A 13,552-nucleotide genomic window follows, 5' to 3' on the forward strand; every position below is an offset into this window, starting at 1 on the left:
CTCGGCACCTCCAAGAACGCCATCCTGACGCAAATCTGGGTGGCCCTATGTGTCACCTTGCTGCTCGCCTATCTCAAGCTCATCTCCAAGACCGGTCAATCGGCCCAGGCCGTCCTCCGCCTTCTCCAGCTCAACTTGTTCATCAGGCGCAACCTCTTTGATCTCGTCACGGGAAGACCCCCCGACCCGCCAAAAACCGATCCGAGACAGCAGGCTCTAGCAGTTTAGAATGTTTGTGGGACAGCAGTGACTCCGACCCCACTTTAATCGACTCCGACCCCACTTCAAGAGCCCGCTAACAGGGCGCTCCGGCCTCGCAGCCGCCGGTGCGGTCGGTCTCGTTGGAGGGTAGGAGCGAGACGATGGACTGGTCGAGGATGCGGCCGAAGGCCGCGTCGTCCGGCCCTGGCGGCAGGATGCCCTCGACCCGGATCTGGGTCAGCACCCGTTCGCCGACGCAAAGCGCGGCCACCAGGTCAAGCTCGTTCGCGGCCGGTGCCAGTTCCATGCCTGCCAGCCCGCCGCAGGCCTCTTTGCCGCGCAGGCCGCGCAAAACGGGGCTGAAGACCAGCACGACGCGGTGCTGATCGCGCGATGCGGCGGGCACGAAACGGGCCTGGGGGAACATGCCGGGCATACGCAGCCGGTTCAGGATCTTGTCGCCGATTTCCGGCTGTCCGGCAAAGGGGTTGCCCCGGATTTCGCTGGGAAATTCGCCGCCGAACGTGATGCTGCGCACCAGGTCGGGCGTGTAGTAGGGATCGACCTCGGTTTCCTGGATGCTGACGGCGACGCAGCCCCACAGCAAACCGGCGCCCAACAGCATCCCGATCAAATGCTTTCCAGCCCTGACCATGGCCCCAGCCTAGCATCAAATATCGAGATCGGCGACGTCCGGCGCGTGCTCCTGGATGAAGGCCAGGCGCAATTCCGGCTTGCGGCCCATCAGGCGCTCCACCAGCTTGTCGGTGGCTTGGGCCTCGGCCTCGGGCACCACCACGCGCAGCATGTTGCGCTGGGCCGGTGCCATGGTGGTTTGCTTGAGCTGGGCCGGCGGCATCTCGCCCAGGCCCTTGAAGCGGCTGATCTCGACCTTGCCGCGGCCGTCGAACTGGGCCAGCAATTCCTCGCGGTGGGCGTCGTCGCGGGCGTAGGCGGTCTTGCCGCCCTGGCTCAGGCGATATAGCGGCGGCAGCGCCAGGTAGAGGTGGCCCGAGGCCACCAGCTCGGGCATCTCGCGGAAGAAATAGGTCATCAAGAGCGCCGCGATGTGGGCGCCGTCGACGTCGGCGTCGGTCATGATGATGATCTTGTCGTAGCGCAGATCTTCCTCGCGGTAGCGCTCGCCCTGGCCGCAGCCCAGCGCCTGGGCCAGGTCGCGGAGCTCCTGGTTGGCCCTCAGCTTGTCGGCGGCGGCGCTGGCCACGTTGAGGATTTTTCCGCGCAACGGCAGAACAGCCTGCGTTGCGCGGTCGCGGGCCTGCTTGGCCGAGCCGCCGGCCGAATCGCCCTCGACGATGAAAAGCTCGGTGCCGCTCTGGCCCGAACGCGAGCAGTCAGCCAGCTTGCCCGGCAGCCGCACTTTGCGTGTCGCCGTCTTGCGCGAAACCTCGCGTTCCTGGCGCCGGCGCAGGCGCTCCTCGGCCCGTTCGATGACGAATCCCAGCAGCGCATTGGCTTCCTCGGGGTTGCCCGAGAGCCAATGGTCGAAATGATCGCGCATGATGGTCTCGACCAGCTTGGCCGCCTGGGGGCTGGCCAGCTTCTGCTTGGTCTGGCCGTGGAACTGGGGTTCGGGGATGAAGACCGAAAGCACCACGGCGCACGATCCCAGCACGTCGTCGGCATTCAGCGCCCCGGCGCGGCGGTTGTTGGTGAGTTCGGCGTAGGCCTTCAAACCCTTGCTCAAGGCCGCCCGCAAGCCGCTTTCGTGGCTGCCGCCCTCGGGCGTCGGCACGGTGTTGCAATAGCTGTTGAGAAAGCCGGTGCCGCCGGCCGTCCAGGCGATGGCCCATTCCACACGGCCGCCCGAGTGGTTGACCGAGACCCGGTTCGAGAAGGCCTCGCGGGTTACCGTGGCGGCCTGGCCCAGCGAGGATTGCAGAAAGGAGAGGATGCCCTCGGGAAAATGCAGCTCATCCTCGGGCGGCACGCCCTCGTTGGCCGCCAGGCCCTCGGCGGCGCACTTCCAGCGGATGCGCACGCCGCCGAAAAGGTAGGCCTTGGAACGCGCCATGCGGTAAAGCGTGGCCGGACTGAAGGCCGCCTTGGGGCCGAAGATCTTGGGGTCGGGATGGAACGAGACGCGGGTGCCGCGGCGGCTGCGTGTGCCGCCCGTGGGCTTGAGCTTGGATGCCGGCTGGCCGCGAACGTAGTGCTGCGTCCAGATCTTGTTGTCGCGCGCCACCTCGATCTCCAGCCGGTCGCAGAGCGCGTTGACCACGGAAATGCCGACACCATGCAGGCCGCCGGCGGTGTGGTAGACCTTGTCGCTGAACTTGCCGCCCGAATGCAGCGTCGTCATGATCACTTCGAGGGCCGATTTCTGCTTGAACTTGGGGTGCTTGTCGACCGGTATGCCGCGGCCGTTGTCCTGCACCGTGAGCGTGCCGTCGGCGGCCAGTTCGATATCGATGGTGCTGGCGTGCCCGGCCACGGCCTCGTCCATGGCGTTGTCCAGCGCCTCGGCCGCCAGGTGATGCAGCCCGGCCGCATCGGTGCCGCCGATGTACATGCCGGGGCGGCGGCGCACCGGCTCCAGGCCCTCCAGCACCTCGATGTGCTTGGCCGAATAGTCGCGGGCCGGCTGGGCGGCGCTTGCCTGTTGAAAGAGATCGGGCATCAGGGACAATATGGGGCCTAATCGACGCGGGAAAAGCGCCATTTCGACGCAGTATAAGGTACCATCTCAGCTTGCGACAACAAAATATGGTAACGGGACAGGATATGGCCGATCAAACGACAGAAGTCCGCCAAGGCGGCCGCCGAGGCCGCGAGCCGGCCATTCGCACGGTTCCCCGGCCGCTCGACGCCAACGCCAACGGCGACATCTTCGGTGGCTGGGTGCTCTCCGAGATGGACATCGCCGCCGGCACCATCGCCGCCAAGCGGGCCGGTGGCCGTGTCGTCACCGTGGCCATCGACGCCATGACCTTCCACAAGCCCATCCTGGTCGGTGATCTGGTCAGCATCTACGGCGAGGTCATACGGGTCGGCCGTACCTCGCTCGAGGTCAGGCTGGAGACCTATGTCAACCGCCGCCTGGCCGACCAGGAGATCCGCGTCACCGAAGGCACCTTCGTTTTCGTCGCCATCGACGCCGAGGGTCGGCCCCGGGCGGTGGATGACTAAATTCCAAGTGCCGCATCGATCTTCTCCGGGACCAGGTTCTGGCCGGCCAGGAATTGCTCGCCGACCTGCAGCACCGGCGCGCTGTAGAGCTTCTTACTGGCCATCAGATCCGCCGCCGCCTCGTCCATCATCAGGTCGACGACGCTGAAGGTCACGTCCTGGGACTTGAGATAGCGCTTGAGCCGTTCGCAGGGTGCGCAAAAGGGGGTGGAGTAGACGATGACGGTCTCGGCCATGAGGGGTTCCAAAGGTGGGAAAACAGTGGCCCAGCCTAGCAATTCCCGCCGCCAAACAACAGGGCCGCGGCTAACCGCGGCCCTGGTCCTCGCCCCCGGGTAACTTGATATATTACCTTATGTAATCCTTCTTACACACTGTAATACATGGAAAATTCAATTGGATGCGGGGTGTGCTCGAAGGCATAGACCTCTTCCCATTTGAGATCCATGTAGCCCTCGATCTGGTCGTCGGAGAAGACGTCGCCCTTTTTCAAGAAGTCGCGGTCGACGTCCAGGGCATCGAGGGCTTGGCGCAGGCTGCCGCAGACCGTGGGCACGCCTTCGAGCTCCTCGGGCGGCAGATCGTAGAGGTTCTTGTCCATGGGATCGCCGGGATGGATCTTGTTCTCGATGCCGTCCAGGCCGGCCATCAGCATGGCGGTGAAGGCGTAGTAGGGATTGGCGCCGGGATCGGGGAAGCGCACCTCGACGCGCTTGCCGGCCGGGCTGGTGGTGTAGGGAATGCGGCAGGCGGCCGAGCGGTTGCGCGCCGAGTAGGCCAGCAGCACGGGCGCCTCGAAGCCCGGAATCAAGCGCTTGTAACTGTTGGTCAGCGGGTTGGTGAAGGCGTTGAGGGCCCTGGCGTGCTGGATGATGCCGCCGATGTAGTAGAGCGCGTTGTCGGAGAGGTCGGCATAGCCGTTGCCGGCGAAGACGGGTTTGCCGTCCTTCCAGATGGATTGGTGCACGTGCATGCCCGAGCCGTTGTCCTCGAGCACGGGCTTGGGCATGAAGGTGGCCGATTTGCCGTAGGAATGGGCCACGTTGTGCACCACGTACTTGTAGATCTGCATGTCGTCGGCACCGCGCACCAGGGTGTTGAACTTCATGCCCAACTCATTCTGCGAAGGCGCCACTTCGTGGTGATGCTTTTCGGTTTCGATGCCCATCTCGGCCATCAGGGTCAGCATTTCGGCCCGCAAGTCGGAGAGCGAATCGACCGGCGGCACCGGGAAATAGCCGCCCTTGACGGGGGGCCGATGGCCGACGTTGCCGCCTTCGAAGTGGCGGCCGGTGTTGTAGGGGCCCTCCTCCTGGTCGATGGCATAGAAGGTGTTGTTCATCGAGACGTCGTAGCGCACGTCGTCGAAGACGAAGAACTCGGCCTCGGGCCCGAAGAAGGCTTCGTCGCCGGTGCCGGTGTATTTCAGGTACTGCTCGGCCCGGCCGGCGGTGGAACGGGGATCGCGGCCGTAGGCCTCGCCGGTCGAGGGCTCCATCACGTCACAGAACATGATCAGCGAATTCTGCGCCGCAAAGGGGTCCATCACGGCGCTTTTCGGGTCGGGCACGAGCGCCATGTCGGATTCGCTGATGTCCTTCCAGCCGGCAATCGAGGAGCCGTCGAACATGATGCCGTCGCTGAAGGTTTCTTCCTCGATCATGGGGCTGGCCATGGCCAGATGCTGCCATTTGCCGCGCGGGTCGGTGAAGCGCAGATCGACGAAACCGATGTCTTCGTCCTTGAGGCGTTTGAGTACGGCGTCAACGTCGGACATGGTGACAGTCCCTTTCCAAAAAAAAATAACTAGATCGCCTCGGCACCTTTCTCGCCGGTGCGGATGCGGATGGCTTCCTCGACCGTGGTCAGGAAAATCTTGCCGTCGCCGATGCGGCCGGTGTGGGCGGCTTGCTGAATGGCCTCGATGGCGCGCTCGACAAGGCTGTCCTCGAGCACGATCTCGATCTTTACCTTGGGCAGGAAATCAACCACATATTCGGCCCCGCGGTAAAGCTCGGTATGGCCTTTCTGGCGCCCGAAACCCTTGGCTTCGGTGACCGTGATGCCCTGCAAGCCAACCTCGTGCAGCGCCTCTTTGACCTCGTCCAGCTTGAAAGGCTTGATGATGGCTTCGATCTTTTTCATGACGGTACCCGAGCAACATCCCGACGAACACTTTGCATAGCACGTGCCGTGCCACATCGGGGCGGGCGCCAAACCCCACCGGTTCAGCCATTTATTGCCAAACCCTGGGGCCGCCCGGGGGGCGCGGAGTGCCTAATTTTTCAGCAGTTTGCCCGTTTTTTGATCAGGCCAGCAGCCTGCGAATCCGCGCCATCGCTTCGCGAATGTTGGCTACCGAGTTGGCATAGGAGAAGCGAATGAAACCCTCGCCCCCGGCACCGAAGCTGGTGCCGGCCACGGTGGCCACGCCGGCCTCTTCGAGCAGGCGCTGCTGCAGCTCCTTGGCCCCCAGGCCGGTGCCTGCGATGTTGGGAAAGGCGTAGAAGGCGCCGGCCGGGCGATTGCAGCGAAAACCGGGGATGGCGTTGAGCTCGTCGAGAATGACCTGGCGGCGTTCATCGAAGGCCGTCACCATCTCGTCGACCGCGTCTTGCGGCCCCGTCAGGGCCTCGATGCCGGCCCACTGGGTGGCGGCGTTGACGCAGGAATGGACGTTGACGCAAAGCCGTACGGCCGCTTCGATCCAGGCCGCCGGCCACAGGCTCCAGCCCAGCCGCCAGCCCGTCATGGCATAGGTCTTGGACCAGCCGTCGAGCACGATCAGGCGATCATGAATGGCCGGGTAATCGAGCAGGCTGACGTGGGGCTGGTTGTCGTAGACCATGCGGCTGTAGATCTCGTCCGACAGGATGGCGACCTGGGGATGCGATTCGAGCCCGGCCACCAGGCGGTCGAGTTCGGCCTTGGCGATGACGCCGCCGGTGGGATTGGCGGGGCTGTTGATGATGATCAGGCGGGTGCGCGGCGTGATCTGGGCCAAGACTTCGTCGGCGCCAAAGGAAAATCCGTTTTCCTCACTCAGCGCGATCGGCACCGGCGTGGCGTCGGCATAGCGGATGGCCGATTGGTAGATCGGGAAACCGGGGTCGGGATACATGATCTCGCTGCCCGCCTGGCCGAACATCAGGCAAGCAAAAAACATGGTCGGTTTGCCGCCGGGTACGATCAGCAGGTTCTCGGGGCTGACGTCGACGCCGCGGTATTTATGGACATCGGCGGCCACGGCCTCGCGCAGCGGCAAAATACCCTGGGCCGGCGTATAGCCGTGATGGCCCTCGGCCAGGGCGCGCCGGCCGGCCTCGACGATGTTCTCGGGCGTCGGGAAGTCGGGCTGGCCGATGCCCAGATTGATGATGTCACGGCCCTCGGCCTGCAACGCGGCGGCCCGGGCCAGCACCTCGAAAGCCGTCTCGGTGCCGAGCCGCGACATGCGCTCGCTGAGCTGTGGTGCGGTCGTGTTCATGGCCCGGTTATAGCAGAGCACGGCCTGGGCGACAGGGGCGCGCGGTGGCAGACGGTCAGTCCGAAAGTAATTCGAAAACGTCCAGGCGAGACGCCCCGCGGTCAAAGGTAACCGTGGTCTCGCATCCATGGGCGCGGTTGGTAGTGCCGAGCAAGCCGTCCGCGAATCCAATTCGGCCTTCGCGGTAGGCCCGCAATGCTGTCAGCGCCTGATGGGCATTCTCGACAACGAAAGCGGTCGTCAGCAATATCTTCTCGAGGATATCCGCCACCTGTGCCCGGGGATAATCGTACGATGTTTCCAGGACCCAAACCAACTCGCAAAGGACGATCCGATTGATGAAGCTGGGCGCCTCCGGAGTGCTTTCGCGTTCCAGAAAGTGTCGGGCCAGCGCCGACTGTCGGGCGTCGTCTTCGACTACCGCGCGGACCAGGACGTTGGTATCCAAGCCCTTCAAATTCGGCCGCCTCGCTCGCGGATGGCCCGGTTCATGTCGTCGATGCTGACCGATTTTTTCGGCGCCGGCAGGACGTCCCAAAGATCGGTCAGGAGAACCGTCGCCGGTACCATCAGAGCCGTGCCGTCGTCTTGCAGGACAAATTCCACCCGATCGCCGGGTTTCAGCCGCAAACCGTCCCTGATGACCTTTGGCACCGTGGTTTGACCTTTGGAGGTGATGGTCGCACTGGCCATCATGCAATCCTTACATAATTCCTTATTCCTTACTATACAGTAAGAATTTGTTAGAGACAATCCATTCAGGGCCGTGTGTCGGTTTGTGCCGCAATTGCCGCCAAACTCTCGATCAGCTTGGGATGCGGCAGGGGCAGGGCGAGGTGTCGTTCCAGGGCGGCGGCGGCGCGCAGCACCAAGGCCTCGCCGTATTGCGGGCCAACGATTTGCAGGCCCACGGGCAGCCCCGCCGTGGTGACGCCGCAGGGCAGCGAGGCGGCCGGTTGGCCGGTCAGGTTGAAGGGCAGGGTGTAGGGCACGGCGTGGCGATAACGGTCGTAGGCCGCCGAGTGGTAGATGGTGTCGGCGCTGGGCGGTGGCGTCGGCTGGGTGGGCGTGAGCAGCAGGTCGTAATCGGCATGGAAGGCGTTCATCAAGGCACCCAGCCGGGCCCGCGCTTCCATGGCCTGGACGTAAGCTTCCATGCCGACCTCCAATCCGGCTTCGGCCAGGCGGCGGAAGTCGGGATCGAGATCGTCCCAGCGCGCTCGCGGTACCTGGCGCAAGATGCTGGCGAAGGCGGCGATCCAGTAATCGGCGAAGTCGGGCTCGAGCGGCGCGAAGACCTCGCCGACCTCCTCGACCGTGGCACCGAGGCCCGCCATGGCCTTCGCGGCCCGGCGCACCGGGGTTAGGATTTCGTCGTCCGGCTGGGCCCCGCCCAGGCCCGGCGCGAAGGCCACCTTGAGACCGCCGACGCCGTCCTCCAGCCCGGTCGTCCAGTCGCGGCCGTCATAGGGCAGGGCATACCAGTCGCGCCGGTCGGGCTTGGCCATCTCGCCCAGCATTAGCGCCGCGTCGCGCACGTTACGGGTGATGGGCCCGCCCGCCAGCAGAGTGGTGAAGGGGTTTTCATTGGGCCACTGCGGCACCCGGCCAAAATTCGGTTTGAGGCCGAAAAGGCCGCAGAAGTTGGCCGGAATGCGGATCGAGCCGCCGCCGTCGTTGCCGAAGGCGAGCTGGCCGATACCGGCGGCCAGGGCCGCCGCGGCGCCGCCCGACGAGCCGCCGGGCGTGCGCTTTGGGTTCCAGGGATTGCGTGTGGTGCCAAAGAGCGGCCCGTCGGTCATGCCCTTCCAGCCGAATTCCGGCATCGTCGTCTTGCCCAGGATGACGGCGCCGGCCTCACGCAGCCGCGCCACCACCGGCGCGTCGTCCTGCCAGGGGCCCTCGGCGGCAACCGTCTTCGAGCCCAGCCGCGTCGGCCAGCCGGCGGCCTGCACGGTGTCTTTGATGTGAACCGGCAGGCCGTCGAGGGGGCTCAGCGGTGTGCCTTGCCGCCAGCGCCGGCCGGCCCGCTCGGCGCTGGCCATGGCGCCCTCCGGGTCGATCACCTGAAAGGCGTTGAGCACGGGCTCGAAGCGCGCCTGGCGCTCCAGCGCCACCTGGCAGGCGGCCGGCGGCGACAAGCTGCCGGCGGCGAAGGCCGCTGCCATCTGGTGGGCCGACAGGTAGGCTATCTCTTGCGACATCCTGCCTCTCCTCAATGGTTTCCGCAGCCGTGCGCTACTATGATAGGGCAAGTGGAGGGAGGATCAGCGTGAAAGCGGCCAACAGCATTCTTTCCGGCTATGGCACCACCGTCTTCGAGGTGATGTCGCGGCTGGCCATCGAACACAAGTCGATCAACCTGGGCCAGGGCTTTCCCGACGGCAACGGGCCCGACGACGTGCGCCAGGCGGCCCATGACGCCCTGGAGAACGCCGCCAACCAGTATCCCCCCATGATGGGCGTGCCCGAGCTGCGCCAGGCCGTGGCCGAGCACGGCCAGCGCTTCTACGGCCTCGAGGTCGACTGGGCCAGCGAGGTCATGGTCACCTCGGGCGCCACCGAGGCCTTGGCGGCCTGTATCCTGGGCCTGGTGGAGCCGGGCGACGAGGCGGTGCTGATCGAGCCCTTGTACGATTGCTACCTGCCCATGATCCGCCGCGCTGGCGCCACGCCCCGGCTGGTGCGGGTCAAGCCGCCGCACTGGGACCTGCCGCGAGACGAGTTGGCGGCGGCGTTCTCCGAGCGCACCAAGCTGGTGCTGCTGAATTCGCCCATGAACCCGGCCGGCAAGGTCTTCAAGCGCGACGAACTGCTGGCCATCGCCGAACTGGCCCTGGCCCATGACTGCTACGTCATCTGCGACGAGGCCTATGAGCACCTGGTGTTCGACGGCCTCGAGCATCTGCCGTTGATCACCCTCCCCGGCATGCGCGATCGCGCCCTGAAGATCGGCTCGGCCGGCAAGACCTTTGCCATGACCGGCTGGAAGGTGGGCTACGTCACGGCGGCGCCCGAGATCCTGGCCACCGTGGCCCGGGCTCACCAGTTCCTGGTCTTTACCACGCCGCCCAACCTGCAGCGCGCCGTGGCCTATGGCCTGGCCAAGGAGGACGCCTATTTCGCCGATCTGGGCGGCGAACTGGCGGCCAAGCGCGACCTGATGCGGGACGGCCTCTCGGGCATCGGCTTCGAAGCCATGGACTGCCAGGGCACCTATTTCATCAACGCCGACTTCCGCGGCCTGGGTTTCAGCGGCAGCGACGAGGAATTCTGCCGCCACATCACCGTCGAGGCCGGCGTCACGGCGGTGCCGGTCAGCGCCTTCTACGCCGCCGACGGTGTCGACTACCTGGCACGCTTTTGTTTCTGCAAAGACGACGCGCTGCTCGAGCAGGCCATCGACCGCCTGGCTCGGCATTTTTCCTGAGCTGCTCTGCCCGGGCTTTACAAACGCTTAACCCGTTCCCATATACGCTGATAACACAACGGGGGTAGCGCCAAGTGGGATGGCGCGGCTTTCCGAAAAGGGCAAACCGCCGGCAACGGCGGGACGCAAAACCACCGGTCTGGAGTTCCAGACAGCGGGGTTACCGAAGGGAGCCAAGGCGATGACAATCTCTGTTCTGACCAGCGAAAAAGTATCCGAGACCGGCGAGGCCTGGATGAGCGAAATCCGGGCCCTGATCGTCGATGACCAGCGGACCATGCGCAAAATCGTGCGGGGCCTTCTGGGCCAGGCCGGCATCAAGGATGTGGTCGAGGCCGAGGACGGTGCCGTGGCCTTGCGCTTTCTCGAGGCACAGCAGGCCGACCTGCCTGACATCGTGATCTGCGATTTGCACATGGAGAAAGTCGACGGCATGGATTTCTGCAACCGCATCCGGCGTCACAAACGGCCCGAGATCGCGGGTATACCAGTACTCATCCTTACCGGCGACGCCGATACCATGTTGCACGAAGTCAGCCGCCAGGTCGGTGCCGCCAAGGTGCTGACCAAACCGATTTCCGCACCCGATCTGGCCCGCGAAATCCACGAAGCCGTCGGCTTTTCGGGCTGACACCCAACGTCCGAAGCCGACGGCCTGGGGACCATCGGCTTCGGAGCTCCGCCCGCGCCGCCGCTGTGGGAAGGGGTCATGCGACGGGCGTCGGGGAGGTTCTCCTGCTCCTTGACGCTGGCGCGGGCGGAGCGTAAAAACCGGGCTTCCCTGCTGGCGGGTGTAGCTCAGTCGGTTAGAGCGCTAGATTGTGGATCTAGAGGTCGTGGGTTCGATCCCCATCACTCGCCCCAAACACATTTCGGTCGCTGCCAAGGCAAAATTGATGTGAGCGGGAATGGATGAAAGCATGGCCTTTCGGCGGCTCAGTTTCGCGGTCAACAGGCTGATTTTCGACGAAGGCGAGCAGAGTGCCGAGGCCTATCTCATTCGTTCGGGCAAGGTCGAGATCCGCGTCGGCGTGCGTAGCGATGCGCCGCGCGTATTGGCAGTCATCGGCAAAGGCCAAGTGTTTGGCGAAATGGCGCTTTTCGACAACCGGCCGCACATGGCGGCGGCCGTGGCCGTCGAGCCCACCGAGGTCACGGCGATTGCCCGCGAGGAATTTCAGCAGCGCGTGGCCGACATGGATCCGGCCATTCGGGGAATTGTGATGCTCATGGTTGAGCGCATGAGGACCATGGCAGAGGAAGTGACCGGCAGCGGGCGCGGTGGCCGACATCGGCGAATTCAAGAGACCGAGGGTGGGCCGGCGGCGGAGGATTAGAAAACCCGCGGATAGCCCTCGGGCCTGCTCCGGGGTAATATGGGCAACGGCCGGGAGGCCCGTTTCCGAGTGCAGGGATAGATCATGGCTGACGATGTAAGAAGTCTGACCGGGCGGCAAAAGGCGGCCATCGTGATCATGGCCATCGGCGAGGAGCGCGCCACCAAACTCTTCTCCTTGATGGACGAGGAAGAGATCAAGGAGCTCTCCCAGAGCATGGCCAGCCTGGGTTCGGTCAATTCCAAGGTGGTCGAGGCCCTGTTCGTCGAATTCGCCTCGCAGATGTCGTCGACCGGTTCGCTGGTGGGCAGCTTCGACAGCACCGAGCGGCTGCTGCGCAACACGCTGCCCGGGGACAAAGTCGCCGGCATCATGGAGGAGATCCGGGGCCCGGCCGGGCGCACCATGTGGGACAAGCTGAGCAACGTCAACGCCGAGGTGCTGGCCAACTACTTCAAGAACGAATATCCCCAGACCGTGGCCGTAGTGCTCAACAAACTCAGGCCCGATCACGCCGCCCTGGTGTTCGGCGAACTGCCCGAGGACTTCGCGGCCGAGGTCATGACGCGCATGCTGGGCATGGAGCCGGTGCGCAAGGAGATTCTCGAGGGCATCGAACAGACGCTGCGCACCGAGTTCATGGCGACCTTGTCGCGCACCTCGCAACGCGACAGCCACGAGCTGATGGCCGACATCTTCAACAGCTTCGACCGGGCCACCGAGAGCCGCTTCATGACGGCGCTGGAGGAGCGCAGCCGGGATTCGGCGGACAAGATCCGGGCCCTGATGTTCACCTTCGACGATTTGGCCAACCTCGATCCCAACGGCGTGCAAACCTTGCTTCGGCACGTCGAGAAGGGGGCCCTGGCGATTGCCCTCAAGGGCGCCTCCGAGGGCATGCGTGATCTCTTCTTCACCAACATGTCGGAACGCCAGGGCAAGATCCTCAAGGAGGACATGGAGGCCATGGGCCCGGTTAGGCTCAAGGACGTCGACGATTCGCAGCTCGAGATGGTGCTGAAGGCCAAGGACCTGGCGGCCAACGGCGACATCGTCATCGCCGAGGGCGGCGAGGACGAAATGGTCTATTAGGGACCGTCGGGGCAGGATCAACCAGCGGCGAAAGCCAACATGGCGGATTTTCCTGAAAGCGGCAGCCTGATCCACGAAACCCGGGATCAAATGGAATCGGTCCTGATCGCCGTGCTGCGGGCCGAGGCCCGGGTGCGCGCCCTGGGCCGTCAGAGCGATGCCGCGGCGGAAGTAGAGGCGGCCGGCGGCCGGATGGCGCCGGCGGTCATCGACGAAATCGAGACGGTGAAGGAGAAAATCGATCTCCGCGCAGCCTACGCGGCCCAGAGCCGGGCCGCCGGCAGGTTGGCGCTGGTCACCCAAATCTTCGAAATCGGTTGCTCGCAAAAAAGCGAGGCGGCGATCTATTTTCAGCTCTCCAACTATCTTTTCCGGACTGTCAACGACATCGAAGGCGTGCCTGGGGCGCAAGATTGCCTAAGCCGGATGGCCACCACGCTCTACGCCTATTTTCACGTTTCCCTCGACGCCGAGAACGAGCAGCAGGTGCGCACCGCCTGGCAGTGCCTCGAGGAAGTGCTCAGGGAGTTGGGCCGCAACATCTGAGCAAGCGGTGCCGGCGGCAAGAATCAATATTGGAATCCCATGCTCCACCGGCGCATGATCGAGCGGGTGCTGGCGCGCTATCGCCGTGGCGAGATCGATTCAGGCGAACGCGCCGTCCACCGGGCCCTGTGGCCCTATGCCGAAATCGAATTCCCCTACGCCGATGACAGCAGCCACGACGAAGACTGAGGCGTGACGGTCCTTAACCCGCATTTCTCACCGGGTCATGGCCTGCGCGGCGTTGTCGCGCCGACAGGGTAGGAGCGCTGCGCCGCGCGATGTGGGACATCGGGCAAGCAGCGCGACACA

General features: G+C 64.6%; 17 protein-coding genes, 1 tRNA gene and 1 riboswitch. Of the genes, 9 read left to right on the forward strand and 9 right to left on the reverse strand.

Translation table 11 applies throughout. The features are described from left to right. On the forward strand, positions 1-228 hold a 228-nt coding region (locus QGG75_03310; protein ID MDP6066270.1), incomplete at its 5' end, for an IS4 family transposase. 67 nt (positions 229-295) lie between these two features. Here the strand turns inward: QGG75_03310 and QGG75_03315 are convergent. Continuing rightward, positions 296-835 carry a hypothetical protein gene (locus QGG75_03315; protein ID MDP6066271.1) on the reverse strand — a complete coding sequence of 180 codons (540 nt, stop codon included), beginning with the start codon at positions 833-835 and terminating at the stop codon, positions 296-298. Positions 836-871: 36 nt separating this feature from the next. Continuing rightward, a complete protein-coding gene (parE, locus tag QGG75_03320) occupies positions 872-2,842 on the reverse strand; it encodes a DNA topoisomerase IV subunit B (protein MDP6066272.1) in 1,971 nt (656 codons plus the stop codon). 104 nt (positions 2,843-2,946) lie between these two features. Between parE and QGG75_03325 the strand changes: the two genes are divergently transcribed. Continuing rightward, positions 2,947-3,351 carry an acyl-CoA thioesterase gene (locus QGG75_03325; protein MDP6066273.1) on the forward strand — a complete coding sequence of 135 codons (405 nt, stop codon included), beginning with the start codon at positions 2,947-2,949 and terminating at the stop codon, positions 3,349-3,351. Here QGG75_03325 and QGG75_03330 read toward each other — a convergent pair. From QGG75_03330 to QGG75_03360, 7 genes are all read right to left on the reverse strand, one after another. After that, the gene (locus QGG75_03330; protein MDP6066274.1) at positions 3,348-3,587 is read right to left on the reverse strand and encodes a glutaredoxin domain-containing protein; all 240 of its coding nucleotides are present in this window, start codon (positions 3,585-3,587) and stop codon (positions 3,348-3,350) included. The genes QGG75_03325 and QGG75_03330 overlap by 4 nt on opposite strands. Before the next feature lie 131 nt (positions 3,588-3,718). Next, positions 3,719-5,128, reverse strand: coding sequence for a type I glutamate--ammonia ligase (glnA, locus tag QGG75_03335; protein MDP6066275.1), 1,410 nt, complete (start codon positions 5,126-5,128; stop codon positions 3,719-3,721). A 29-nt stretch (positions 5,129-5,157) separates the two neighbouring features. Continuing rightward, positions 5,158-5,496 carry a P-II family nitrogen regulator gene (locus tag QGG75_03340; GenBank protein MDP6066276.1) on the reverse strand — a complete coding sequence of 113 codons (339 nt, stop codon included), beginning with the start codon at positions 5,494-5,496 and terminating at the stop codon, positions 5,158-5,160. A gap of 163 nt (positions 5,497-5,659) precedes the next feature. Further along, positions 5,660-6,838, reverse strand: a complete 1,179-nt coding sequence (locus QGG75_03345; GenBank protein ID MDP6066277.1) for a pyridoxal phosphate-dependent aminotransferase — start codon at positions 6,836-6,838, stop codon at positions 5,660-5,662. Between the two features lie 55 nt (positions 6,839-6,893). After that, a complete protein-coding gene (locus QGG75_03350; GenBank protein ID MDP6066278.1) occupies positions 6,894-7,286 on the reverse strand; it encodes a type II toxin-antitoxin system VapC family toxin in 393 nt (130 codons plus the stop codon). 5 nt (positions 7,287-7,291) lie between these two features. Further along, on the reverse strand, positions 7,292-7,531 hold the full coding sequence (locus QGG75_03355) for a type II toxin-antitoxin system PrlF family antitoxin (protein MDP6066279.1): 240 nt from the start codon (positions 7,529-7,531) through the stop codon (positions 7,292-7,294). Between the two features lie 65 nt (positions 7,532-7,596). Beyond that, positions 7,597-9,042: an amidase gene (locus QGG75_03360; GenBank protein MDP6066280.1), complete on the reverse strand. Its 1,446-nt coding sequence runs from the start codon at positions 9,040-9,042 to the stop codon at positions 7,597-7,599. A gap of 68 nt (positions 9,043-9,110) precedes the next feature. Here QGG75_03360 and QGG75_03365 point away from each other — a divergent pair, with 68 nt between their 5' ends. From QGG75_03365 to QGG75_03395, 7 genes are all read left to right on the forward strand, one after another. Next, positions 9,111-10,268: an aminotransferase gene (locus tag QGG75_03365; protein ID MDP6066281.1), complete on the forward strand. Its 1,158-nt coding sequence runs from the start codon at positions 9,111-9,113 to the stop codon at positions 10,266-10,268. A gap of 90 nt (positions 10,269-10,358) precedes the next feature. Then, positions 10,359-10,436: riboswitch (cyclic di-GMP riboswitch) on the forward strand. Between the two features lie 13 nt (positions 10,437-10,449). Further along, on the forward strand, positions 10,450-10,899 hold the full coding sequence (locus tag QGG75_03370; protein MDP6066282.1) for a response regulator: 450 nt from the start codon (positions 10,450-10,452) through the stop codon (positions 10,897-10,899). A 156-nt stretch (positions 10,900-11,055) separates the two neighbouring features. Then, positions 11,056-11,132 (forward strand) — tRNA-His (locus QGG75_03375). A 44-nt stretch (positions 11,133-11,176) separates the two neighbouring features. Continuing rightward, positions 11,177-11,605, forward strand: coding sequence for a cyclic nucleotide-binding domain-containing protein (locus tag QGG75_03380; GenBank protein ID MDP6066283.1), 429 nt, complete (start codon positions 11,177-11,179; stop codon positions 11,603-11,605). An 84-nt stretch (positions 11,606-11,689) separates the two neighbouring features. Then, entirely contained in the window at positions 11,690-12,697 is a 1,008-nt protein-coding gene (gene fliG / locus QGG75_03385; protein MDP6066284.1) for a flagellar motor switch protein FliG, read from the forward strand. A gap of 39 nt (positions 12,698-12,736) precedes the next feature. Further along, the gene (locus tag QGG75_03390; protein ID MDP6066285.1) at positions 12,737-13,243 is read left to right on the forward strand and encodes a hypothetical protein; all 507 of its coding nucleotides are present in this window, start codon (positions 12,737-12,739) and stop codon (positions 13,241-13,243) included. Between the two features lie 39 nt (positions 13,244-13,282). Next, positions 13,283-13,432, forward strand: coding sequence for a hypothetical protein (locus QGG75_03395; GenBank protein MDP6066286.1), 150 nt, complete (start codon positions 13,283-13,285; stop codon positions 13,430-13,432). Positions 13,433-13,552: the final 120 nt, after the last annotated feature.

It is taken from the genome of Alphaproteobacteria bacterium, assembly GCA_030740435.1.
GTDB lineage: Bacteria > Pseudomonadota > Alphaproteobacteria > UBA2966 > UBA2966.

Coding starts and splice junctions, on each gene's coding strand:
- parE (MDP6066272.1), bottom strand. CDS start 2,842: ATGCCCGATCTCTTTCAACAGGCAAGCGCCGCCCAGCCGGCCCGCGAC.
- QGG75_03325 (MDP6066273.1), top strand. CDS start 2,947: ATGGCCGATCAAACGACAGAAGTCCGCCAAGGCGGCCGCCGAGGCCGC.
- QGG75_03330 (MDP6066274.1), bottom strand. CDS start 3,587: ATGGCCGAGACCGTCATCGTCTACTCCACCCCCTTTTGCGCACCCTGC.
- glnA (MDP6066275.1), bottom strand. CDS start 5,128: ATGTCCGACGTTGACGCCGTACTCAAACGCCTCAAGGACGAAGACATC.
- QGG75_03340 (MDP6066276.1), bottom strand. CDS start 5,496: ATGAAAAAGATCGAAGCCATCATCAAGCCTTTCAAGCTGGACGAGGTC.
- QGG75_03345 (MDP6066277.1), bottom strand. CDS start 6,838: ATGAACACGACCGCACCACAGCTCAGCGAGCGCATGTCGCGGCTCGGC.
- QGG75_03355 (MDP6066279.1), bottom strand. CDS start 7,531: ATGGCCAGTGCGACCATCACCTCCAAAGGTCAAACCACGGTGCCAAAG.
- QGG75_03360 (MDP6066280.1), bottom strand. CDS start 9,042: ATGTCGCAAGAGATAGCCTACCTGTCGGCCCACCAGATGGCAGCGGCC.
- QGG75_03370 (MDP6066282.1), top strand. CDS start 10,450: ATGACAATCTCTGTTCTGACCAGCGAAAAAGTATCCGAGACCGGCGAG.
- QGG75_03380 (MDP6066283.1), top strand. CDS start 11,177: ATGGATGAAAGCATGGCCTTTCGGCGGCTCAGTTTCGCGGTCAACAGG.
- fliG (MDP6066284.1), top strand. CDS start 11,690: ATGGCTGACGATGTAAGAAGTCTGACCGGGCGGCAAAAGGCGGCCATC.
- QGG75_03390 (MDP6066285.1), top strand. CDS start 12,737: ATGGCGGATTTTCCTGAAAGCGGCAGCCTGATCCACGAAACCCGGGAT.
- QGG75_03395 (MDP6066286.1), top strand. CDS start 13,283: ATGCTCCACCGGCGCATGATCGAGCGGGTGCTGGCGCGCTATCGCCGT.